The sequence below is a fragment of the Flavobacterium adhaerens genome, assembly GCF_040045115.1.
In the GTDB taxonomy this organism is placed as follows: domain Bacteria; phylum Bacteroidota; class Bacteroidia; order Flavobacteriales; family Flavobacteriaceae; genus Flavobacterium; species Flavobacterium adhaerens.
Map to the genome: position 1 here is coordinate 105,512 of NZ_JBDLZX010000007.1, position 20,966 is coordinate 126,477.

Annotated in this window: 23 protein-coding genes; 17 read left to right on the top strand and 6 right to left on the bottom strand. The window is 34.2% G+C overall.

The window, feature by feature from the left end:
* The first annotated feature begins 29 nt into the window (after nucleotides 1–29).
* The 4 genes from ABEB18_RS11175 to ABEB18_RS11190 are packed head-to-tail and all read left to right on the top strand — an operon-like array spanning nucleotide 30 to nucleotide 2,451.
* Nucleotides 30–545, top strand: coding sequence for an Xre family toxin-antitoxin system antitoxin (locus tag ABEB18_RS11175; RefSeq protein ID WP_348799395.1), 516 nt, complete (start codon nucleotides 30–32; stop codon nucleotides 543–545).
* Nucleotides 545–1,003: an RES family NAD+ phosphorylase gene (locus ABEB18_RS11180; RefSeq protein ID WP_348799396.1), complete on the top strand. Its 459-nt coding sequence runs from the start codon at nucleotides 545–547 to the stop codon at nucleotides 1,001–1,003. Before ABEB18_RS11175 ends, ABEB18_RS11180 begins: the two co-directional genes overlap by 1 nt.
* Before the next feature lie 8 nt (nucleotides 1,004–1,011).
* Nucleotides 1,012–1,701 (top strand): YjjG family noncanonical pyrimidine nucleotidase, encoded by a 690-nt coding sequence (locus ABEB18_RS11185; RefSeq protein WP_348799397.1) that lies wholly within the window; start codon nucleotides 1,012–1,014, stop codon nucleotides 1,699–1,701.
* Between the two features lie 3 nt (nucleotides 1,702–1,704).
* Nucleotides 1,705–2,451 (top strand): hypothetical protein, encoded by a 747-nt coding sequence (locus ABEB18_RS11190; RefSeq protein WP_348799398.1) that lies wholly within the window; start codon nucleotides 1,705–1,707, stop codon nucleotides 2,449–2,451.
* A gap of 63 nt (nucleotides 2,452–2,514) precedes the next feature.
* Here the strand turns inward: ABEB18_RS11190 and ABEB18_RS11195 are convergent, their stop codons facing one another.
* Entirely contained in the window at nucleotides 2,515–3,792 is a 1,278-nt protein-coding gene (locus tag ABEB18_RS11195) for a replication-associated recombination protein A (RefSeq protein WP_348799399.1), read from the bottom strand.
* A 273-nt stretch (nucleotides 3,793–4,065) separates the two neighbouring features.
* On the opposite strand from ABEB18_RS11195, the gene ABEB18_RS11200 reads away from it, so the two are divergent.
* Nucleotides 4,066–4,863 carry a rhomboid family intramembrane serine protease gene (locus tag ABEB18_RS11200; RefSeq protein ID WP_348799400.1) on the top strand — a complete coding sequence of 266 codons (798 nt, stop codon included), beginning with the start codon at nucleotides 4,066–4,068 and terminating at the stop codon, nucleotides 4,861–4,863.
* Between the two features lie 40 nt (nucleotides 4,864–4,903).
* Here the strand turns inward: ABEB18_RS11200 and rlmB are convergent, their stop codons facing one another.
* The 5 genes from rlmB to ABEB18_RS11225 all read right to left on the bottom strand — a co-directional run bounded on the left by rlmB (nucleotide 4,904) and on the right by ABEB18_RS11225 (nucleotide 12,975).
* Nucleotides 4,904–5,638: a 23S rRNA (guanosine(2251)-2'-O)-methyltransferase RlmB gene (gene rlmB / locus ABEB18_RS11205; RefSeq protein ID WP_348799401.1), complete on the bottom strand. Its 735-nt coding sequence runs from the start codon at nucleotides 5,636–5,638 to the stop codon at nucleotides 4,904–4,906.
* An 87-nt stretch (nucleotides 5,639–5,725) separates the two neighbouring features.
* On the bottom strand, nucleotides 5,726–6,625 hold the full coding sequence (locus ABEB18_RS11210; RefSeq protein ID WP_348799402.1) for a hypothetical protein: 900 nt from the start codon (nucleotides 6,623–6,625) through the stop codon (nucleotides 5,726–5,728).
* Nucleotides 6,626–6,637: 12 nt separating this feature from the next.
* A complete protein-coding gene (locus ABEB18_RS11215; protein WP_348799403.1) occupies nucleotides 6,638–8,140 on the bottom strand; it encodes a SusD/RagB family nutrient-binding outer membrane lipoprotein in 1,503 nt (500 codons plus the stop codon).
* A gap of 13 nt (nucleotides 8,141–8,153) precedes the next feature.
* Nucleotides 8,154–11,261: a SusC/RagA family TonB-linked outer membrane protein gene (locus ABEB18_RS11220; RefSeq protein ID WP_348799404.1), complete on the bottom strand. Its 3,108-nt coding sequence runs from the start codon at nucleotides 11,259–11,261 to the stop codon at nucleotides 8,154–8,156.
* Nucleotides 11,262–11,346: 85 nt separating this feature from the next.
* The gene (locus ABEB18_RS11225) at nucleotides 11,347–12,975 is read right to left on the bottom strand and encodes a BamA/TamA family outer membrane protein (RefSeq protein WP_348799405.1); all 1,629 of its coding nucleotides are present in this window, start codon (nucleotides 12,973–12,975) and stop codon (nucleotides 11,347–11,349) included.
* 311 nt (nucleotides 12,976–13,286) lie between these two features.
* Between ABEB18_RS11225 and rpsL the strand changes: the two genes are divergently transcribed.
* The 12 genes from rpsL to rplP form a co-directional block, all read left to right on the top strand.
* The gene (rpsL, locus tag ABEB18_RS11230) at nucleotides 13,287–13,670 is read left to right on the top strand and encodes a 30S ribosomal protein S12 (RefSeq protein WP_007136570.1); all 384 of its coding nucleotides are present in this window, start codon (nucleotides 13,287–13,289) and stop codon (nucleotides 13,668–13,670) included.
* Between the two features lie 53 nt (nucleotides 13,671–13,723).
* Entirely contained in the window at nucleotides 13,724–14,200 is a 477-nt protein-coding gene (rpsG, locus tag ABEB18_RS11235; RefSeq protein ID WP_012022493.1) for a 30S ribosomal protein S7, read from the top strand.
* 11 nt (nucleotides 14,201–14,211) lie between these two features.
* On the top strand, nucleotides 14,212–16,368 hold the full coding sequence (fusA, locus tag ABEB18_RS11240; RefSeq protein ID WP_348799406.1) for an elongation factor G: 2,157 nt from the start codon (nucleotides 14,212–14,214) through the stop codon (nucleotides 16,366–16,368).
* An 11-nt stretch (nucleotides 16,369–16,379) separates the two neighbouring features.
* The gene (gene rpsJ / locus ABEB18_RS11245) at nucleotides 16,380–16,685 is read left to right on the top strand and encodes a 30S ribosomal protein S10 (RefSeq protein ID WP_007803605.1); all 306 of its coding nucleotides are present in this window, start codon (nucleotides 16,380–16,382) and stop codon (nucleotides 16,683–16,685) included.
* A 155-nt stretch (nucleotides 16,686–16,840) separates the two neighbouring features.
* Nucleotides 16,841–17,458: a 50S ribosomal protein L3 gene (rplC, locus tag ABEB18_RS11250; protein ID WP_348799407.1), complete on the top strand. Its 618-nt coding sequence runs from the start codon at nucleotides 16,841–16,843 to the stop codon at nucleotides 17,456–17,458.
* Nucleotides 17,458–18,087: a 50S ribosomal protein L4 gene (gene rplD, locus ABEB18_RS11255; RefSeq protein ID WP_348799408.1), complete on the top strand. Its 630-nt coding sequence runs from the start codon at nucleotides 17,458–17,460 to the stop codon at nucleotides 18,085–18,087. Before rplC ends, rplD begins: the two co-directional genes overlap by 1 nt.
* Before the next feature lie 6 nt (nucleotides 18,088–18,093).
* Nucleotides 18,094–18,384 (top strand): 50S ribosomal protein L23, encoded by a 291-nt coding sequence (rplW, locus tag ABEB18_RS11260; RefSeq protein ID WP_315262995.1) that lies wholly within the window; start codon nucleotides 18,094–18,096, stop codon nucleotides 18,382–18,384.
* Nucleotides 18,385–18,390: 6 nt separating this feature from the next.
* Nucleotides 18,391–19,215, top strand: a complete 825-nt coding sequence (rplB, locus tag ABEB18_RS11265; RefSeq protein ID WP_348799409.1) for a 50S ribosomal protein L2 — start codon at nucleotides 18,391–18,393, stop codon at nucleotides 19,213–19,215.
* Between the two features lie 6 nt (nucleotides 19,216–19,221).
* Entirely contained in the window at nucleotides 19,222–19,500 is a 279-nt protein-coding gene (gene rpsS / locus ABEB18_RS11270) for a 30S ribosomal protein S19 (protein ID WP_024981511.1), read from the top strand.
* 6 nt (nucleotides 19,501–19,506) lie between these two features.
* The gene (gene rplV / locus ABEB18_RS11275; protein ID WP_007803631.1) at nucleotides 19,507–19,920 is read left to right on the top strand and encodes a 50S ribosomal protein L22; all 414 of its coding nucleotides are present in this window, start codon (nucleotides 19,507–19,509) and stop codon (nucleotides 19,918–19,920) included.
* A gap of 5 nt (nucleotides 19,921–19,925) precedes the next feature.
* The gene (gene rpsC / locus ABEB18_RS11280) at nucleotides 19,926–20,678 is read left to right on the top strand and encodes a 30S ribosomal protein S3 (protein ID WP_348799410.1); all 753 of its coding nucleotides are present in this window, start codon (nucleotides 19,926–19,928) and stop codon (nucleotides 20,676–20,678) included.
* A gap of 18 nt (nucleotides 20,679–20,696) precedes the next feature.
* A partial coding sequence (gene rplP, locus ABEB18_RS11285) for a 50S ribosomal protein L16 (RefSeq protein WP_348799411.1) occupies nucleotides 20,697–20,966 on the top strand: 270 nt, incomplete at its 3' end.

Sequence of the window (20,966 nt, forward strand, 5' to 3'; positions counted from 1 at the left end):
AAAGACATTTGTCTTAAATTTACAGTCAAATGTCTTTAGTTATGGAAGCTACAAAAATTAAATCAGGAGATGCTATTGATAAAGCGGTTAGAGCTTTAGTGAATAGAGTAGAGCAGGAGCGTGGATACAAACTTTTAAATAAGAATATTACATATGAAGCTTTTTTGAAAAACAGGATGCTGATTATTCATGCCATTCGTGAGGGAATTTCGTATGATTTGTTTCGTTTAATAAAAGAGATAACTCCTTTTAACGAAGATGATTGGGCTTCTTTTTTAGGGATTTCGACTAAGTCACTTCAACGAAATAAAATCAAAGAGGATTTTATTTTCAAACCATTGCAATCTGAAAAAATATTAGAGTTGGCCGAAGTAACTTCATTAGGGATAAATGTTTTTGATTCTGAAGAACAATTTTATCTCTGGTTAAAAACACCATTGTTTGCGCTCGGAAATTTGCAACCCATCGAATTACTTAAAGATTCGTACGGTAAAGAAATGGTAGTTAATGAATTAAATAAAATAGACCAAGGCGTTTTTGTGTAATGGAAGTTTTTCGATTAGCAAGAAAAAAATATCCGATAGAATTGTCCGGAAAAGGTGCGTCTATTTCAGGAGCACGCTGGAATTCTAAAGGAACCGAAGTTATTTATACGGCACAGAGCCGTGCTTTGGCTATGGCCGAAGTTTTAGTTCATTTATCATTAGCAACATTGCCTAGCGATTTTGTGATGCTGACTATTGATATACCAGAGGATATCATGGTCGAAATGTTAAATCTAAACCAACTTAGGATGGATTGGAATGTTTTTCCTTGTACCTTTGAGACACCTCTTTTGGGAGATGATTTTATAAGAAGAAATGAAGCTTGTGTATTAAAAGTACCATCAGCTGTTGTCAAAGGAGATTTTAATTTTTTGATTAATCCCTATCATGTCGATTTTTCTAAAATCAAAATTATAGAACAAATTGATTTCCCTTTTGATAAAAGAATTTTTAAATAATACTACTTATGTTGTCTAATACGATAACCGATGTCTTTTTTGATTTAGATCACACTCTTTGGGATTTTGATGCTAATTCTGAGTTAGCTTTTACTGCTATTTTAAAGAAAGATCATCCTGCTTTAAATGTTTCTGATTTTATAGAAAAATACATTCCTATCAATCAAGCCTGTTGGAAACTGTATCAGAATGATGAAATTACTCATATTCAGCTCAGATACAATCGGCTTAAGTTTACATTTGATGCTTTAGAATATTTTGTTACCGATACACAAATCGAAAATATAGCCCAAGAATACATACAACTTTTGCCCGAAAATAATTATTTGTTTGACGGAGCTGTCGAACTGCTGGAATATCTAGAAAAAAAGTATAAATTGCACATCATTACCAATGGTTTTGCTGATGTACAGTATAAGAAAATAAAGAATTCGAATATAGGAGGATTTTTTAAAACAGTGACCAATTCTGAAATGGCGGGTGTTAAGAAACCCAATCCAACTATTTTTGAGCATGCCTTACATTTGGCCAATGCCAAAAGAGAAAATAGTGTTATGATTGGTGATTGTTTAGATGCCGATGTACAGGGAGCATTAAACGCCGGGTTGGATGCTATTTTTTTTAACGACAAAAAGGTAAAAGTTAGAGAAGATATTAAGCAGGTAACACATTTATTAGAACTTAAAAAATATTTATAAATCATGAAGTCAAAAATTTTATTTCTATTCTTGTTTGTAACAAGTTTAGGTTTTTCTCAATCAATCAATAATTATTCAGGTGTCATAATTCCTCTTAGATACGAATTTATGAAGAGTGATAATCAATATCGAATGTGTACTCTTACGAAATCTAATTTAAAGAAAGCTGGTTTTGTAGCTTTTTATGCTAACGAAGAACTTCCTCAACAATATTATAATAACCGATGTGGTCTTTTGAATGTCGAAGTTATTAAGGATAATGCTTTCTTGATGACTAAATTGTTTATCGTTTTTAAAGATTGTAATAATAAAGAGATCTTTAAGTCTGAGGTTGGGAAAAGTAAAGAGAAAGATTATGAAGCAGCTTATTCAGAAGCTTTAAATAGAGCTTTTGAATCGGTTTATGCTTTAGAGTATAAATATGATGGTACGGTGGTTAATAATGGTACAGCTTTAGTTGCTCCAGCAGTTGCAGCAACAGTTCCAGTAGTTCCAACTGCAAGTGTTCCTACTAACACAACAGAACCAGATGCTACAGTTTTATTTGCTCAACCAATAAAAAATGGATATCAACTGGTTGACAGTACTCCAAAAGTTGTAATGAAAGCATATAAAACATCTAATCCTTCTATGTATCAGGCTATAAAAGGGAATATTCAAGGAGCAATGGTCTTAAAAGACAATCAATGGTTTTTTGAATATTATGAAAACGACAATTTAATGTCGGAAAAAATAAATGTGAAGTTTTAATGCTAGCAAATAAAAACGTAAAAAACTCTTGGTGGTAATTTCATCAAGAGTTTTTTTTATGTCTTAATATCCATATTTGTCTTTCCAACGATTTTTTAGGAATTCTCGAGTTGTATTTTCTCTAGAATTAGAACCTGGAACATAAATTGGAGTATTGCTTAATTCGTCTGGTAAAAATTCCTGTTCGGCAAAATTATTGGCATAATCATGCGAGTATTTATACTCATCGCCATAGCCCAATTCCTTCATTAATTTTGTCGGTGCATTGCGTAGGTGAATTGGTACCGATAAATCGCCAGTTTGTTTAACAATTTGTTGAGCCATTCCAATTGCCAAATAAGCTGAATTGCTTTTCGGAGAAGTGGCTAAATAAATCGCACATTGGCTTAATATGATTCGGCTTTCTGGGTATCCAATAGTGGTAACTGCCTGAAAAGTATTATTTGCCATTATTAAAGCAGTTGGATTCGCATTGCCAATATCTTCGCTTGCAGCAATTAGCATTCTTCGGGCAATAAATTTTACATCTTCTCCTCCTTCAATCATTCTTGCCAGCCAATAAACCGCTCCATTGGGATCACTCCCTCGAATCGATTTTATGAATGCAGAGATAATATCGTAATGTTGTTCGCCACTTTTGTCGTACAAAACAGTATTTTGTTGAACTAATTTAAAAACCAATTCATTAGTGATTAAAATTTGGCTTTCAGAGGATGCGTTTACGACCAGTTCAAAAATATTTAATAGTTTACGTCCATCACCACCCGAAAGACGCAACAGCGCCTCTGTTTCTTTAAGTTTTATATTTTTAGTCGCCAAATAATTGTCAATTTTCATTGCGCGATGCAATAAATGTTCTAAATCGTCTTTGGTAAAAGCATTTAACACATAAACCTGACAACGCGACAATAAAGCGGGAATAACCTCAAAACTCGGATTTTCGGTAGTAGCACCAATAAGGGTAATCCAACCTTTTTCAACAGCAGCCAACAGAGAATCTTGTTGAGATTTGCTAAAACGATGAATCTCATCAATAAACAAAATCGGATTCTTGGCAGTAAATAAACCGCCACTTTGCTTCGCTTTATCAATAACATCCCGAATATCCTTAACTCCCGAATTAATAGCACTCAAAACATAAAAAGGTCTATTCGATTCTTGTGCTATAATTTGAGCCAAAGTCGTTTTTCCTGTCCCGGGTGGTCCCCAAAAAATCAACGAAGGAATAATTCCCTTAGCAATTTGTTGTGTCAACGAGCCATTAGGGCCTACCAAATGCGACTGACTGATATATTCTTCTAGTTTTTGCGGGCGTATGCGTTCTGCTAGTGGTGCTTCCATTTGTTTAAAATCTGAAATCTAAAACCGTTAATCTTCAATCTGAAATCGAAAGAGCTTTTGCAAAAATACTGTTTTTTATTCGAAGCTATTTCCAGCTATCCACTTTATCTTTACTTGCCTAAAGAAGGCAAGTAAAGGATGTCGTTTCTATCTGGGCTAGTCTATTGGTTTAGTAAGTAATTTTTATGACAAAATAGCATTAAATTACCTTTGGATACATTTTTGATTAGTATTAAAAAGAAGTATTTATGCCATAAATTTACCATCCATACTATGGAAGAAAATAATTTTAAATTTACTAATTCGGTAATAGGAGTTCCACTATTTTTTGTGTTATTCCTCTGGTTTGTTTATTGGTTGCAAATTCGTTTTGGTTTCGATTTTTATGATAACGGAATTTTACCAGGTACTTTTTCTGGGTTGCAAGGTATTCTTTTCAGTCCCTTCATCCATTCAGATATTGAACATCTTTATAATAATTCTATTCCATTGCTAGTGCTTTTGGCTGCATTATTCTATTTTTATCGAAATGAGGCTGTCGGAATAGTGGTATTTGGTATTTTATTTTCAGGAGGCTTAACTTGGTTAATCGGAAGAGAAAATTACCATATAGGAGCAAGCGGATTAATTTATGTTTTGTTTTCTTTTATTTTTTTCAAGGGTATTCAAACACGATATTATAGGCTAGTAGCTTTGTCATTAACCGTTGTAATTGTCTATGGCGGAATGATTTGGTATGTGTTTCCAAAAGTAGATGAAGCTATTTCTTGGGAAGGCCATTTGTCAGGTTTTATAACTGGCTTCGTGCTTACTTTTTTCTATAAAAAAATTGAATATAAAAAAGTAATAAAGTACGAATGGGAACGTCCAGATTATGACCCATCTCAGGATAAATTCATGCAACGATTTGATGAAAATGGAAACTTTGTAAATCTACCCAAGCCCGAAATTATTGAAGAATTTCCTAAAGAATCTAATTTTTATTTTCTTCCTAATATCAATGTAGTTTATGATTTTAAAGAAAATCAAGAATCTCTAAACGAAAAAAATGAATCAAAACTAGAGTCGTGATTCATTTTATATTAGTTTATTATTCTTAAATTTTCAGTCTTTAACCTCTTTGTCTAACGGCTTCGTATAAAAAGGCCCCACAGGCTACAGAAACATTTAACGATCCGATTGATCCAAACATAGGTAATTTAGCTTTCTCATCAACAATTTTAAGAACCGACGGATTTACTCCTCGATCCTCAGATCCCATGATAATAGCGATGGGTTCGTTCAAAGAAATGTCGTAAATATTTTGTTCTGTTTTTTCAGTTGCAGCAACAGTTTTTATGCCGCTAGCTTGCAACAAGAAAATAGCATCTTTAATATGCTCCACTTTACAAATCGGAATGTTGAATACAGCACCAGCTGAAGTTTTTACAGTATCTCCATTTACAGGAGCCGAACCCGCTTTTTGAATAATAATACCATTCACTCCTGTACATTCTGCAGTTCTGATAATAGCACCAAAATTTCTCGCATCCGAAACTTGATCCAAAATCAAAAACAAAGGTTTTTTACCATTTTCAATTACGGTTTCTATTAAAGATTCCAAATCAAAAAAAGAAATAGGGGATATGCTTGCTACTGCACCTTGATGATTATTTGGAGTTAAGCGGTTTAGTTTTTCTACAGGAACATAAGAAAAATTGATGTTACCGCGCTTCATTACTTTCATTAAGTCTTTCATAAGTTCGCCACTCGCTTCCTTCTGAATGTAAACTTTATCTATTGTTGCACCTGCTTGAATGGCCTCGATTATTGCCCTGATTCCAAAAATTTGATGTTCTTTTTCCATGCGGCAAAGATAGCTAAAAGGTTCGTATAAAAAAAACCACCAGCTTTCGCTGATGGTTTTGTTATTAGACTTCTTGATGTCTTTAGATTATTCAAGTCTGCGTATAGCTTCGTAGAATTCTCTAGGAGCAGCAGCATTATAACCTACAGTTAATTTAATGATATCATGTCTGTCATTTGTTCTTGTAACAATATTTGAAGAACCACATTTTGAATTTGTTAAACTTCCAGGATTAGTCTCGCAACTTATTGCAGCTACTCCATTTAATAATGTTGGCTCACCAGTAAAAGGATCTTTTGTTAAAACTGTAACATTATCGTTAGCATCTACTGTGAAGTACCATGTTTGTCCAGAAAAATTACCTACATACTCGGTGTGTTTGTATAAAGTTTCACTAAGCGCTTCTATAACTCTTGTGGCTCCAATTGGTGCAGCACTACTTGGAGTAGAAACTCCAATTCTGTAGTAAGAACTCTCAATTACTTCATATCTACCAGCTAAACTATTTTTCCCTAAAGGTTTTATGGTAATTGTAATTGTGTTTTTCTCAGAAATTGATACTGATGAATCAACGATTTCAAGAACAATATCTTTAAAACCAAATGGTACTAAATCACCTGTAAGTATTGTAAGAGATCCAGTTGCTGTCATTTGCCCAGCAGGTATTGTGAAAGTTTTAACTGGTAATTCAAATTCTACCCCTTCTTTAGCTTCAGATGTAGGACTAGTTGCAATTGTAAGAGTTACATCTTTGTCTAAGGCAACGTTTCTTCCACCAGCATATGAAATTTCAAATTCATAATCTACTGGCGTATTAGCATCGTTTTTAATAATATTTACTTCAGTTTCATTGTCGGTAAATGTTGCAAGTACTGGACCTGTACCAAAATCAGTAACTTCGTCATCTAATAAGCATGAGCTAAGTGATAAAGAAAGTACTGCTAAGATTGCATAAGCAATCTTTCTGTTGTTTTTTAAATATTTCATATTTCTTGTATTTTATTTCCAAAAAGGATTGTCAGTAAAAGCTGATTGTGGAGTTTGCGGAGGAACATTATTTGAGTTTCTTGCAATCTCAGATGCTGGATAAAGTAATCTAACAGGACGAGTTCCTCCTCCTTCAGCAGGTATTGGCATTGCAGTAGGGAAACCAGTTCTAGTTTTTTCAATCCACAATTCTATAGAATTTGTTCCATTTAAAGCAATCCATTTTTGATTGATAATTGCTTCAATTTTATTTGGCGAAGAATTCCAAGATATATTAGTAAAGTCTTGGTTATAGTAAACAGTTGCTGCTGCTTCTGCATTTGGTACTCCTAAAAATGTGAATGAAGCTTTGATTGCATCTTCGTATTTAATTTTTGCAGCTGCATTTCCACCAGCTATGTAACCTCTTGAGATTGCTTCGGCTTGTAAAAATAAAGCCTCAGCTACTGTCATAATAGCTTGATCTTGAGTAGCGCTTTTAAGTAAACCAGGACCAACTTTTGATAACTCATTTGATGTAAATCCAGTTCCAGGTAATGTAGTTACTTGTGGAGCACCTTTATAAGCCGCACCTGATGCAGAAGCCGCATATAATCTGTTTCTACGTGGGTCATTTGTTGTAGTCAAATAGTTGATAGTAAAATCAGATGCAACTGTATAATCACCTCTATCTGTTTGATTACCAGTTCCAAAAGCTCTGAAATAATCCCAGAAAGGATTTTGTTTGAACTCATTATTGCTATAGCCAGGGTTAGTAGCTACATCAGCAGTAATATATCCAGCACCATTCGCATCAATTAATGCAATTTGTTCTTTGATATAAGCATCTTGATTAGTGTTGCTTAAACGAACAAGCATTCTTAATTTGATAGTGTTAGCAAATTGAGCCCACGCTTCCATATCTCCATGATTAATAATATCTTGAGTTTCTGGGTTCTCAGCGTTTAATGGCAAGTTTAATGCAGTAGTAGCAGCTGAAGTCAATTCAGCAATTACTGATTTATAAATTGTTTCTGCATCATCATATTTAGGTGTAATGTTAGCACTTCTTTGGTTTGCCTCTGTATAAGGAACATCTCCATAAAGATCTACCAAGTATTGGTATTGGTAACCTCTTAATGTCGTTGCAATTGCTTTGTAAGCACTGTAATCTACAGCACCACCTTCTGTTCCGTAATTTAAAACATAAGTAAGGTTTTTAAGGATAGAACCATACGAAGTTTCAAAAATTGTAGAATAAAAAGTAGAAGTTACTGTGTATCTTGAAAATTCTTGATTCGCAGACCAGTTAGATGGAGTAGCCCAGTTGTAAGCAAAGTATTGACCTAAATAAGTCATTGATCTAGCGTTCAAATCAGCAAGATCTCTTTGAGCAAAAGGTAAAGTTAAACTCGGGGTTGATATACTAGGATCATTAGGATTATCATTTACATCTAAATAATCACTACAACTTGTTGTAATCAAGGCAGTTATAAATAGTACTGCGCAAGATTTTATGATTTTTATTGTGTTCATATTTATTTATTTATTAGAAAGTTATGCTTAAATTTAGACCGTATTGTCTAGTAGGAGGTGTTTGCGCTTGAGTACTTATACCAACTGCGTTTCCTGTAGTAAAGTTGAATTCTGGATCTGTATAAACATTATCTTTTGGTCTAAATGTTAATAAATTTCTTCCAAAAGCACCAATATTCATCGATTGAATACCTATTTGTTTTGTAAAATCAGATGAAAAATCATAAGACAAAGAAAGTTCTCTTAATTTAAGAATTGTTGCATCAGTTACATAATTTTCTTTAACCAAATTGTATTCATCCCAAAAAGCATTTCCACCACCATCAGTTAAACGATTTGTGTTTGCAATATATCCGCCGTTTCCATCAGAATAAGAAGAGTTAGGGAATACGAATGCTTGTCTTCCTGCAGTAACACTGTGTTGTGTTAAACCTGTAAATTCTAATGCATCGCCTAGGTTGTTATAAAATACAGCACCAGTTCTATAGTCTGCTACAGCATATAATGTCCATCCTTTGTATGAAAATTGAGTATTTAAACCTACAATGTAATCGGGAGTTGTTTTTCCTTGAATTTGCATCGCAGAATCTTGAATTGGGTTTCCATTATCTCCAACAATAACTCTACCTTCAGAATCCCTTAAATAAGAAGTTGTTTTAATTAACGGATAAGATTCTCCTACTTTAGCTACAACTGATGCAGAAGCAAATCCACCTATTGTTACCTCGTCAACTCCGTCAAATAAAGAAACTACTTTTGAATCGAATCCTGAGTAATTAATTCCTAATTTCCATGAGAAATCTTGAGTTTGAATGATTGTTCCTTTTAAATCTAACTCTATACCTTTGTTTTCAATTTCTCCAATATTAGTTAAGATACTAGAGGCTCCAGAGGCAAAAGAAGTATTAATTGGTGTAATTTGATCAGTTGAATTAGTTTGGTAGATAGCACCATTGAACATTAATCTGCTTCTAAATAAACCTAATTCAATTCCAAATTCTTTTGATAGAGTAAATTCAGGTTTTAGAGCAATATCAGGGTCTCTATTGCCTTGTGATAGTCCAGTTGTAGTACCATAAGGGAAACCTTGTTCACGATCCTCACCAGTTTCCCTACTATTAGTAAATGTACTTTGTATAGCATAGGCACTTGGGTCATTTCCTGTTTTTGTAACGTTGACAGTAGCTTTCAATATGTCAATTCCTTTATCACTTTTAATTCCTGGAAAAGCATTTGAAGCTACAAAAGAGATACCTCCTCCTGGGTAAAAATAGGAATTTTTACCTTTTGGTAAAGCCGATGACCAGTCGTTTCTAGCGGTAGCACTTAAAAACAGATAATCTTTAAAACCTAAAGTAAATTCTCCATATACTCCTTGTCTTCTAAGTTGTGTTTTTTCTTCTCCTCCTGTTAATTCTTCAGTTCTTGTAGATACATTATAAAAATCAGGAATAATTAGATTACTTCCGTTAACTGATACTTCATTTTGTGAAGTTAATCTAGTATTGGCACCCAAAGTTAATTTAGTATTGAAATCATCATTGATGTTTTTGTCAAACTTAAGAAGGAAATCGCCATTAAAACGTTGGCCATTCATAACTCTTGAAGCTGTTTTTGCACCATAAGGATCCATTTCAGAATATACATGATCTAAATGGAAAGCATAAGTATATGCTCCAAATTCTCTTTTGAAATCTTCATTGTAACTAGTGTATCCTGTGTTTATCGATGCTGTTAACCAATCAGTGAATTTGTAGTCGATATTTGACAAGATATTGAATTCAGCATAATTAGTTTTTTCTCTTTGAGTATCAACTATAAAATATGGATTTTCGTAAAATCTATAATAAGAAACCTCGTTTCTTGTAAAAGTTCCAGTCTCCCAGTTTTTCATTTGATCCAAAGGAATATGTGCTGGTGTATTTAATACATTCCAATACAATGGTCTACCTTGTCTTCCGGCTTCTTCTCCAACTAAATTAGAATGAGATCTGAAGAAACTAACATTTCCACCAACAGTTAGTCTGTCGTACTTTCTACTTGCTTTTAATCTTGCATTAGTTCTGTTGTAGGTATCTTTTGGAACAACTCCTGATGTATTAGTTTGATCAAGTGAGAATAAGAAATCACTATTTTCATCACCACCTTTAAAAACTACACCGTGTCTTTTAGAAACACCAGTATCAAAAAAGTTTTTATGGTTGTTTTTTATTGGTGAAAAAGGAACTTGCCAAACAGATCCATCGTTTAATGTTTCACTAGCATCTACCATACGACCATCGTAACGTGGTCCCCAGTTAACATTTTCTAATGGGTATAAAGTTCCGTCAGGGAATCCACCTACACCAAATTCAGTTTGAATTTCAGGTAAATAGGCAACACTTTCCATTTGAAGAGAGCTGTTATAAGTAATGGTTAGTTTTCCATTACCTTTTTTAGTTGTAATTACCATTACACCATTCGCTGCTTCAGAACCATACAATGCAGAAGCATTTGCGCCTTTTAAAACTGTTACATTGTCAATGTCATTTGGGTTGATACGATCAAGCGCTCCCCTTGATGATGGAAAACCATCAATAACAATAAGTGCTTCATTGTTTCCAAGTAATGATCTATTACCTCTTAATACAACTCTTGTACTTGGGTTAACACCATTGTTAGTAACGTTTACTTGTAAACCCGAAACTTTACCTGCTAATGAAGTAGCTACGTTTACTGCTTTTGTTTTAGTAAGCTCTTCCCCTTTAAGGTTTTCAATTGCATAAGAAAGTTCTTTTGGCTTTCTTTTGATACCTAAAGCAGTCACGACTACTCCTTCAAGTGCAACTGATTCACTTGCCATGCTTACGTTAAGTGTTGTTGAACTTGCAGATTTCTCTGTAGATTTCATACCGATGTAGCTGAACTGCAAAACATCGCTTGGTTGAGCTTTGATAGTATATTTACCATCAAAATCTGTTTGAGTTCCAGTTTTTGTTCCTTTCACTAATACACTTACACCTGGTAAAGGCATACCTGCATTGTCAGAAACAACTCCTGAAACAGATCTTTCTTGCGCAAAAGTCAATTGCGCTACTAGTACTAATAAAAGTACTAGGAATCCATTGAAATTTAGTTTCATTTTTAAATATTTTGAATTAGTATCGCAAAAATCATAATAATTTGTTAACAATCCTAATATCTCAAACTCTTTTTTTTTGTTAAGGTTAAAATTTAACATTATAACTTATAGTTATGTTTGTGTTATAAAATTTTATTTCTTCATTAGTTGTCTTTCCATTTGTTATAGTAAACTTTAATAAACCATTTGCTGTAATTGCTCCTAAACCTAGTCCTATGCCTAGTAGCTGGTTGTTTTTTTGTGTATCGTTTAAAGTTATTGGATCTTCGCTGTAACAATAATCTAAAATTGAATTGAAATATAAGTTTGACGAAATTAAATATCTGTATTCTGTAATTAATGCAATCATTAAATTAGCCTGTAAACTATTCTCTGAGAAACCTCTTACAGAGTTAATTCCTCCAAAACGATATAGTTCATTTATAATGTAGTTTTTGCTTTTTAGAAAATAATTTTGACTTTTAATATTTACAATATTTTTCTTACTAATGTAAAAATTATTCATTATGTTAAAATTTACAAAATTTTGCGTCAATGATGAGTTGGAAGTTGTGGTTCTTTTTCCTGTTCCAATGTTTAAATCTAAACTTGATTTTACTGGTATTAATTCATTGTTGGAATTGTTTTTCTTGAATTCTATGGATGCGGTGTAAAATGTGTTTTTGTAATCGGTTAAATTTTGTGTATTTAGGTTTTGAATGTCGCTTGATTCTGTTGATTCGTAGCCAAGGTAAAGTCTTTTGTTGTAGTTTAAGAGATAGCCTATTTGTAGCGATGTTTTTGTATTTTGAAAAATACTGTCTTGTTTGAAAATGTTGATTAGTCCTTTTAATGTGATTGGACTATTGAATAAATATGGGATGTTTAGACTTGCATCAAATTGTCTTTGATTGTTTCCGTTGTTTTTCCAATAGATGGTTATTTCTTCTCCGTATTTAAGTGTGTTTACAAGGGTGAGGTTTAAGTAGCCATTGAATCTAATTTTTTTATTCTCTGTGTTGTTAAATCCTAAATAACCATCGAAATTATTAGCTTTTCTTTTTTCTAAATAAACAAAAACTTTTGAAGTGTCTTTTGTAAATAGGATTTCTGGTGGTTTGACTTGTTTGATAAAACTAAATTTTTCAAAGTCATTGTAGATTTGTTTTACTATTTCCTGATTGAAAATATTGTTTTTGTATTTTTTATCAATTTGTTTTTCTGCTCCTTTTGGAAAAAGTTTTTTTTGTTTCGGGTTTGAATATTTTATTTCGATGTTAGAGAGGCGTCTTCTTTCGCTTACAGAAATTGATAAGTCGGCATATAGGTTTTGTTCTTTTTGTTGGAAATTTATAAGTTGTACTTTTGAAAAAGCATAACCTTTGGTTTCTAGGTTTTGAAGAGTGTGTTCTAAAAAGGCTTTAACTCCAGTGTAGGGTAGTGTTATAGAGTCGCTTTCTGGTTCGTTGAAAAAATCTACATAGGGTTTGTTTTTTGTACCTATATATATATGTATGTGTTTTATTTTCTTTTTAAGTGAAATTATTGCCGTGTATATACTATCGTTTTCTTTGTTTTTTTTTATGATTTGATTGTTGATATAGCCTTTTTCGGTTAGTTTAATGCTTATGGTCTCTATTTCATCGAATATTTTTTTTGTGCTTTGGTGTTGTGTGGTGTATCCGATGGAGTCTATTGTTTTGGTTTCACTTGTTGTTTTTCCGTTTATTTTCAACGTTAGATTTTGACCTGTTGAAGATAAATAGCTGAGAAAAAAAAATAGAAAGAGAATTTTGGATTTCAATTTTGTGCTTTTTTGATAAAAGTAACGTAAATATTATTTATTTGTTGAAAAAAATGTTTGTTTGAGTGTTGTTTTGTTTTTTGTGCTATAAAGATTTTTTATTTTTTTTTAATTTAAGAGGTAATTGTTTACTTATGCTGAAAATAAATTGATTAAGGTTTGTAGAGTGAAAAATATTTTCTACATTTGCAACCCCGTAAAAAGCGGGAATTTTATAAACAAGTAATTTTTAGTATTTAATTATGCCAACTATTCAACAATTAGTAAGAACAGGAAGAACTCAGATCACTAAGAAGAGTAAATCGGTTGCTTTAGATTCTTGTCCACAACGTCGTGGTGTATGTACTCGTGTTTACACAACTACTCCAAAAAAACCAAACTCTGCAATGCGTAAAGTAGCGCGTGTGCGTTTGACTAATGGAAATGAGGTAAATGCTTACATCCCAGGTGAAGGACATAATCTACAAGAGCACTCGATAGTATTAGTGCGAGGCGGGAGAGTAAAAGATTTACCAGGAGTTAGGTATCACATTGTTCGTGGTGCGCTTGATACATCAGGTGTAGCAGGAAGAACGCAACGTCGTTCAAAATATGGTGCAAAACGTCCAAAAGAAGCTAAAAAGTAAATCAACTCACGTAAAGATGCGATTTATCGCAACTGCGTAAAAAAAACAAAGACATGAGAAAAAGAGCGGCAAAGAAAAGACCACTTTTACCAGATCCAAGGTTTAATGACCAATTGGTAACGCGTTTTGTAAACAACTTAATGTGGGACGGTAAGAAATCAACAGCTTTTAAAGTTTTTTATGATGCAATTGACATCATTGAAACTAAAAAGCAAAATGACGAAAAAACTTCATTAGAAATCTGGAAAGATGCTTTAACTAATGTTATGCCTCACGTAGAAGTACGTAGTCGTAGAGTAGGTGGAGCTACATTCCAAATTCCAATGCAAATCAGACCAGACAGAAAAATTTCTATGGCTATGAAATGGTTGATTCTTTATGCAAGAAGAAGAAACGAAAAATCAATGGCTCAGAGATTGGCTTCAGAATGTTTAGCTGCTGCTAAAGAAGAAGGAGCTGCTGTTAAGAAAAGAATGGATACTCACAAAATGGCAGAAGCTAATAAAGCTTTCTCTCACTTTAGATTTTAATTCTTAAAGAAATGGCTAGAGATCTTAAATATACAAGAAATATAGGAATTGCTGCTCATATTGATGCTGGTAAAACAACAACAACAGAGCGTATATTATTCTATACAGGGAAAACACATAAAATAGGTGAGGTTCACGACGGTGCATCAACAATGGACTGGATGGAGCAAGAAGCGGAAAGAGGTATTACAATTACTTCTGCTGCAACAACTTGTGAATGGAATTTTCCAACTGAGCAAGGTAAAGTTTTACCAGAATCTAAATCATATCACTTTAATATTATCGATACTCCTGGGCACGTTGATTTTACTGTAGAGGTAAATCGTTCTTTGCGTGTGTTGGATGGTTTGGTTTTCTTGTTTAGTGCGGTTGATGGTGTTGAGCCTCAGTCTGAAACAAACTGGAGACTTGCGGATCAGTACCGAGTTCCTCGTATGGGATTTGTTAATAAAATGGACCGTCAAGGAGCGAACTTCTTAAATGTTTGCGGCCAGGTTAAAGATATGTTGAAATCGAATGCGGTTGCAATTACTTTGCCTATTGGAGATGAAGCAGATTTTAAAGGTATTGTTGACTTGGTAAAAAATCAAGCAATTATATGGCATGATGAAACGCAAGGAGCTACTTTCGATATTGTTGATATCCCTGCTGATATGGTTGATGAAGTGAAGCATTATCGTTCTATTCTTATTGAGGAAATTGCTACTTACGACGAGAATTTGTTAGAGAAATTCATGGAAGATGAAAACTCTATTACAGAAGATGAAATTAATAATGCATTAAGAGCTGCTACTATTGATATGGCTATCATTCCGATGTTGGCTGGTTCGTCTTTCAAAAACAAAGGTGTTCAATTTATGTTGGATGCAGTTTGTAAGTATTTACCATCTCCTTTGGATAAAGAAGGTATAGAGGGAATTCATCCTGATGATGCTGATTTGTTGGAAGAGGATCAAACTAAAATCTTGCGTCGTCCTGATGTAAAAGAGCCGTTTGCTGCTTTAGCGTTTAAAATTGCTACCGATCCTTATGTTGGTCGTTTGGCTTTCTTCCGTGTTTATTCAGGACGTTTAGATGCTGGTTCTTATATTTTGAATACTCGTTCTGGAAATAAAGAAAGAATTTCGCGTATCTACCAAATGCATGCTAATAAGCAAAATCCAATCGAATACATCGAAGCTGGTGATATTGCGGCTGCTGTAGGATTTAAAGATATTAAGACTGGAGATACAATGGCGGATGAGAAACATCCAATTATACTTGAGTCTATGAAATTCCCTGATCCTGTAATTGGTATTGCTATTGAGCCAAAAACAAAAGCTGACGTTGATAAAATGGGTATGGCTTTGGCTAAATTGGCAGAGGAAGATCCAACATTTACGGTGAGAACGGACGAAGCTTCAGGTCAAACTATTATTTCTGGTATGGGTGAGCTTCACTTGGATATCTTGGTTGATCGTATGAAACGTGAGTTTAAAGTAGAGGTTAATCAAGGAGAGCCTCAGGTAGAGTACAAAGAAGCGTTTACTAAATCTGCACAACACAGAGAGGTTTATAAAAAACAATCTGGAGGTCGTGGTAAATTTGGGGATATTGTATTCCGTTTAGAGCCTGCTGATGAAGTTGATGGAAAAGTTCCAATGGGGCTTCAGTTTGTTAATGAGGTAAAAGGAGGTAATGTTCCTAAAGAGTATATTCCAGCTGTAGAGAAAGGTTTCCGCGAAGCGATGAAAACTGGTCCTTTGGCAGGATATGCTGTAGATAGTTTGAAGGTTACTTTGTTAGACGGTTCTTTCCACCCTGTAGATTCTGATGCTCTTTCTTTTGAATTAGCGGCTAGATTAGGGTATAAAGAGGTAGCGAAAGCTGCTGGTGCTGTGGTTTTGGAGCCAATCATGAAAATAGAAGTTATTACTCCGGAAGAAAATATGGGTGATATTGTAGGAGACTTGAACCGTCGTAGAGGTCAAGTAAATGATATGGGTGATAGAAACGGAGCGAAAACTATTAAGGCGGATGTTCCTTTGGCAGAGATGTTTGGTTATGTTACTACATTAAGAACATTGTCATCTGGTAGAGCGACATCTACTATGGAGTTTTCTCATTATGCAGAAACGCCTTCTAATATTTCAGAAGCAGTAATCAAAAAAGCAAAAGGTAACGCTTAATTTTAAGGAAAATGAGTCAAAAAATCAGAATAAAACTAAAATCTTACGATCATATGTTGGTAGATAAGTCTGCTGAAAAGATTGTAAAAACAGTAAAAACTACTGGTGCTGTGGTGACAGGTCCAATACCATTGCCAACACACAAAAAACTTTTTACAGTATTGCGTTCACCGCACGTAAATAAAAAGGCAAGAGAGCAGTTCGAAGTGATGTCATATAAGAGATTAATTGATATTTATTCTTCTTCATCTAAAACAATCGATGCTTTAATGAAGCTTGAATTACCAAGTGGAGTTGAAGTAGAGATTAAAGTTTAAGTACTTTTAGAGTAAAAAGGAACGCTGTTTTTAGGTAAAAAATATTTTTTGGTTTGTGTGTAAATAAGTTATATCTTTGCACCTCGTAAAAAAAAATAGGATTTGCTTAAAAGCTGCGTTCTATATTTATATTTAATAATTAATAATTAATATTTATGTCTGGGTTAATTGGTAGAAAAATCGGCATGACTAGTATTTTCGATGAAAACGGGAAAAATATTCCTTGTACAGTAATTGAAGCTGGTCCATGTGTTGTTACCCAAGTCAGAACCAAAGGTGTTGACGGGTATGAAGCGTTGCAGCTTGGTTTCGATGACAAAAACGAGAAACATTCCACAAAAGCTGCTTTAGGGCACTTTAAAAAAGCTGGAACTGTTGCTAAGAAAAAAGTCGTTGAATTTCAAGATTTTGCAACTGAACAAAAATTAGGAGATCTTATTGAGGTTTCTATTTTTGAAGAAGGGGAATTTGTGGATGTACAAGGTGTGTCTAAAGGTAAAGGTTTTCAAGGGGTTGTGAAGCGTCACGGTTTTGGTGGTGTAGGTCAAGCTACTCATGGTCAACATAACCGTTTAAGAGCGCCAGGTTCTGTAGGGGCTTCTTCTTATCCATCTAGAGTATTCAAAGGAATGCGTATGGCTGGAAGAACAGGAGGAGAAAATGTAAAAGTTCAAAACCTTAGAGTTTTAAAAGTAGTGGCAGACAAGAATCTTCTTGTAGTAAAAGGATGTGTTCCTGGTCATAAAAACTCTTATGTAATCATTCAGAAGTAATGGAAGCAAAAGTATTAGATTTTAACGGAAAAGATACTGGGAGAAAAGTTCAGCTTTCTGACTCAGTATTCGGTATAGAGCCAAATAATCACGCTGTATATCTTGATGTAAAGCAATATTTGGCGAATCAACGTCAAGGTACGCATAAGGCTAAAGAAAGAGCTGAAGTTGCGGGAAGTACTCGTAAGATAAAAAAACAAAAAGGAACTGGTACTGCTCGTGCGGGTAGTGCAAAAAGTCCATTGTTTAAAGGTGGAGGAACTGTTTTTGGTCCAAGACCAAGAAGTTATTCTTTCAAATTGAATAAAAATTTGAAGCGTTTAGCTAGAAAATCTGCTTTTTCAATTAAAGCAAAAGAGTCTAACATTATCGTGCTTGAGGACTTTAATTTTGAAACACCAAACACTAAAAATTTCATTAAAGTTTTGAAAGCTTTAGAGTTAGAAAATAAAAAATCTTTATTTGTGTTGGGTGATACGAATAAAAACGTATATTTGTCGTCTCGTAATTTAAAGGCTTCGAATGTTGTAAGTAGTAATGAATTAAGTACTTACGCTATTTTGAATGCTAATAATTTAGTGCTTTTGGAGAGTTCTTTGGAGGTAATTGAAGAAAATTTAAGTAAATAATAGGATATGAGCATCATAATAAAACCTATAGTAACAGAAAAAGTAACCAAAGAAAGTGAAGTTTTAAACCGCTTCGGATTCGTTGTTGACAGAAAAGCAAACAAAATTCAAATTAAGAAAGCTGTTGAGGCTGCTTATGGAGTTAATGTTTTGAGTGTTAATACGATGAATGTAAGACCGGATAGAACTACTAAATACACTAAAAGTGGTTTGATCAGTGGAAAGACAAACGCTATTAAAAAAGCGATTGTACAAGTACAAGAAGGAGAAACAATTGATTTTTACAACAATATCTAAGATACAATGTCAGTAAGAAAATTAAAACCTATTACCCCAGGTCAGCGTTTTAGAGTTGTGAATGGTTATGACGCTATTACAACTGATAAGCCGGAACGCTCTTTGATAGCACCGATAAAAAACTCTGGAGGTAGAAATAGTCAAGGAAAGATGACCATGCGTTATACGGGTGGTGGTCACAAACAAAGATATCGTATTATTGATTTCAAACGTACAAAAGAAGCAATTCCAGCTACAGTGAAATCAATTGAATATGATCCAAACCGTACAGCTTTTATTGCTTTATTGGCTTATGCTGATGGTGAAAAAACGTATATAATTGCTCAAAATGGATTGAAAGTTGGTCAGAAAGTAGTTTCAGGGCCAGAAGCTCAACCAGAAATTGGAAATACTTTACCTTTAAGCAGAATTCCTTTGGGAACTGTTATATCTTGTATTGAGTTACGTCCAGGGCAAGGAGCGGTTATCGCTCGTTCTGCTGGAACTTTTGCTCAGTTAATGGCAAGAGACGGAAAATATGCGACAATTAAAATGCCATCAGGTGAAACAAGATTGATTTTGTTGACTTGTTCAGCAACAATTGGAGCAGTTTCTAACTCTGATCATCAATTAGTTGTGTCTGGAAAAGCAGGTAGAACAAGATGGTTAGGAAGAAGACCTAGAACTAGACCAGTAGCGATGAACCCAGTTGATCACCCTATGGGAGGTGGTGAAGGACGTTCTTCTGGAGGGCATCCACGTTCAAGAAACGGATTGCCAGCTAAAGGTTATAGAACTCGTTCTAAGAAAAACCCGAGTAACAAGTATATCGTAGAACGTAGAAAGAAATAATAAGATATGGCACGTTCATTAAAAAAAGGACCTTTCGTTCATTATAAGTTAGAAAAGAAAGTTGAAGAAAACATTGCAGGTGGAAATAAAGGAGTAGTTAAGACTTGGTCTAGAGCTTCTATGATTACACCAGATTTTGTTGGACAAACTATCGCAGTTCACAACGGACGTCAATTTGTACCAGTTTACGTTACTGAAAACATGGTAGGTCACAAATTAGGAGAATTTTCACCAACTAGATCTTTTAGAGGTCATGCTGGAGCAAAAAATAAAGGTAAAAAATAAGAAGCAATGGGAGTTCGTAAAAGAGAAACAGCAGATGCGAGAAAAGAGGCTAATAAGTCTATTGCTTTCGCAAAATTGAATAACTGCCCTACTTCACCTAGAAAAATGCGCTTAGTAGCGGACTTGGTAAGAGGTCAGAAGGTAGAAAGAGCACTTAACATTTTAAGATTCAGCTCAAAAGAAGCTTCAAGAAAATTAGAGAAATTATTATTATCTGCAATCAATAACTGGGAACAGAAAAATAGTGAAGGAAATCTTGAAGAAGCTGGATTATTTGTTAAAGAAATCCGTGTAGACGGTGGAATGATGTTGAAAAGACTTCGTCCAGCGCCACAAGGTAGAGCACACAGAATAAGAAAACGTTCTAACCACGTTACAATCGTGTTAGGAGCTATCAATAACACACAAAGCAATTCTTAAGCAGCATGGGACAAAAGACAAATCCAATTGGAAATAGACTTGGTATCATCAGAGGATGGGACTCAAACTGGTATGGTGGAAATGATTACGGTGATAAATTAGCCGAAGATCAAAAAATCAGAAAGTATATCCATGCTCGTTTATCAAAAGCTAGTGTATCAAAAGTAATTATCGAGAGAACTTTGAAACTTGTAACCGTTACTATCACTACTGCTAGACCTGGTATTATTATCGGTAAAGGTGGACAAGAGGTAGACAAGTTAAAAGAAGAACTTAAGAAAATTACAGACAAAGAGGTTCAAATTAACATCTTTGAAATTAAAAGACCTGAGCTTGACGCGTATCTAGTTGCTACAAGCATCTGTCGTCAAATTGAAAGTCGTATTTCTTACAGACGTGCAATCAAAATGGCTATTGCTGCTTCTATGCGTATGAACGCTGAAGGTATCAAAGTTTTGATTTCTGGTCGTTTGAATGGTGCTGAGATGGCTCGTTCAGAAGGTTTCAAAGAAGGTAGAATTCCTCTATCAACTTTCAGAGCTGATATTGATTATGCTTTGGCTGAAGCGCATACTACTTATGGTAGAATGGGTATCAAAGTATGGATCATGAAAGGTGAAGTTTACGGAAAGAGAGATCTTTCTCCACTTGCTGGAATGGATAAAAAACAAGCTAGCGGTAAAGGTGGTGATTCTCCAAGAGGAGATAGAAAACCTTTCAATAAAGGTGGTAAATCTGACGCTCGTAAAAGAAAGTAATTTTTAAATTAAAGAAAAATGTTACAGCCTAAAAGAACAAAATACCGTAAGGTACAAAAAGGTAAAATGAAAGGTAATTCCCAAAGAGGGCATGAACTTTCTAATGGAATGTTTGGTATTAAATCTGTACATGAAGATGGAATGTTCTTAACTTCTCGTCAAATCGAAGCAGCTCGTATTGCTGCAACTCGTTATATGAAGAGAGAGGGACAATTATGGATTAAAATATTTCCAGACAAACCTATCACTAAGAAACCTCTTGAGGTACGTATGGGTAAAGGTAAAGGA

Bases quoted from the DNA above. Each gene is read 5' to 3' on its own strand.
- ABEB18_RS11175 (WP_348799395.1), top strand. From the start codon at position 30: ATGTCTTTAGTTATGGAAGCTACAAAAATTAAATCAGGAGATGCTATT.
- rplV (WP_007803631.1), top strand. From the start codon at position 19,507: ATGGGAGTTCGTAAAAGAGAAACAGCAGATGCGAGAAAAGAGGCTAAT.
- rpsS (WP_024981511.1), top strand. From the start codon at position 19,222: ATGGCACGTTCATTAAAAAAAGGACCTTTCGTTCATTATAAGTTAGAA.
- ABEB18_RS11185 (WP_348799397.1), top strand. From the start codon at position 1,012: ATGTTGTCTAATACGATAACCGATGTCTTTTTTGATTTAGATCACACT.
- rpsC (WP_348799410.1), top strand. From the start codon at position 19,926: ATGGGACAAAAGACAAATCCAATTGGAAATAGACTTGGTATCATCAGA.
- ABEB18_RS11190 (WP_348799398.1), top strand. From the start codon at position 1,705: ATGAAGTCAAAAATTTTATTTCTATTCTTGTTTGTAACAAGTTTAGGT.
- rplB (WP_348799409.1), top strand. From the start codon at position 18,391: ATGTCAGTAAGAAAATTAAAACCTATTACCCCAGGTCAGCGTTTTAGA.
- ABEB18_RS11210 (WP_348799402.1), bottom strand. From the start codon at position 6,625: ATGAAATATTTAAAAAACAACAGAAAGATTGCTTATGCAATCTTAGCA.
- rplC (WP_348799407.1), top strand. From the start codon at position 16,841: ATGTCTGGGTTAATTGGTAGAAAAATCGGCATGACTAGTATTTTCGAT.
- ABEB18_RS11195 (WP_348799399.1), bottom strand. From the start codon at position 3,792: ATGGAAGCACCACTAGCAGAACGCATACGCCCGCAAAAACTAGAAGAA.
- ABEB18_RS11200 (WP_348799400.1), top strand. From the start codon at position 4,066: ATGGAAGAAAATAATTTTAAATTTACTAATTCGGTAATAGGAGTTCCA.
- rpsG (WP_012022493.1), top strand. From the start codon at position 13,724: ATGAGAAAAAGAGCGGCAAAGAAAAGACCACTTTTACCAGATCCAAGG.
- ABEB18_RS11180 (WP_348799396.1), top strand. From the start codon at position 545: ATGGAAGTTTTTCGATTAGCAAGAAAAAAATATCCGATAGAATTGTCC.
- rpsL (WP_007136570.1), top strand. From the start codon at position 13,287: ATGCCAACTATTCAACAATTAGTAAGAACAGGAAGAACTCAGATCACT.
- rplW (WP_315262995.1), top strand. From the start codon at position 18,094: ATGAGCATCATAATAAAACCTATAGTAACAGAAAAAGTAACCAAAGAA.
- fusA (WP_348799406.1), top strand. From the start codon at position 14,212: ATGGCTAGAGATCTTAAATATACAAGAAATATAGGAATTGCTGCTCAT.
- ABEB18_RS11215 (WP_348799403.1), bottom strand. From the start codon at position 8,140: ATGAACACAATAAAAATCATAAAATCTTGCGCAGTACTATTTATAACT.
- rlmB (WP_348799401.1), bottom strand. From the start codon at position 5,638: ATGGAAAAAGAACATCAAATTTTTGGAATCAGGGCAATAATCGAGGCC.
- ABEB18_RS11220 (WP_348799404.1), bottom strand. From the start codon at position 11,261: ATGAAACTAAATTTCAATGGATTCCTAGTACTTTTATTAGTACTAGTA.
- rplD (WP_348799408.1), top strand. From the start codon at position 17,458: ATGGAAGCAAAAGTATTAGATTTTAACGGAAAAGATACTGGGAGAAAA.
- rpsJ (WP_007803605.1), top strand. From the start codon at position 16,380: ATGAGTCAAAAAATCAGAATAAAACTAAAATCTTACGATCATATGTTG.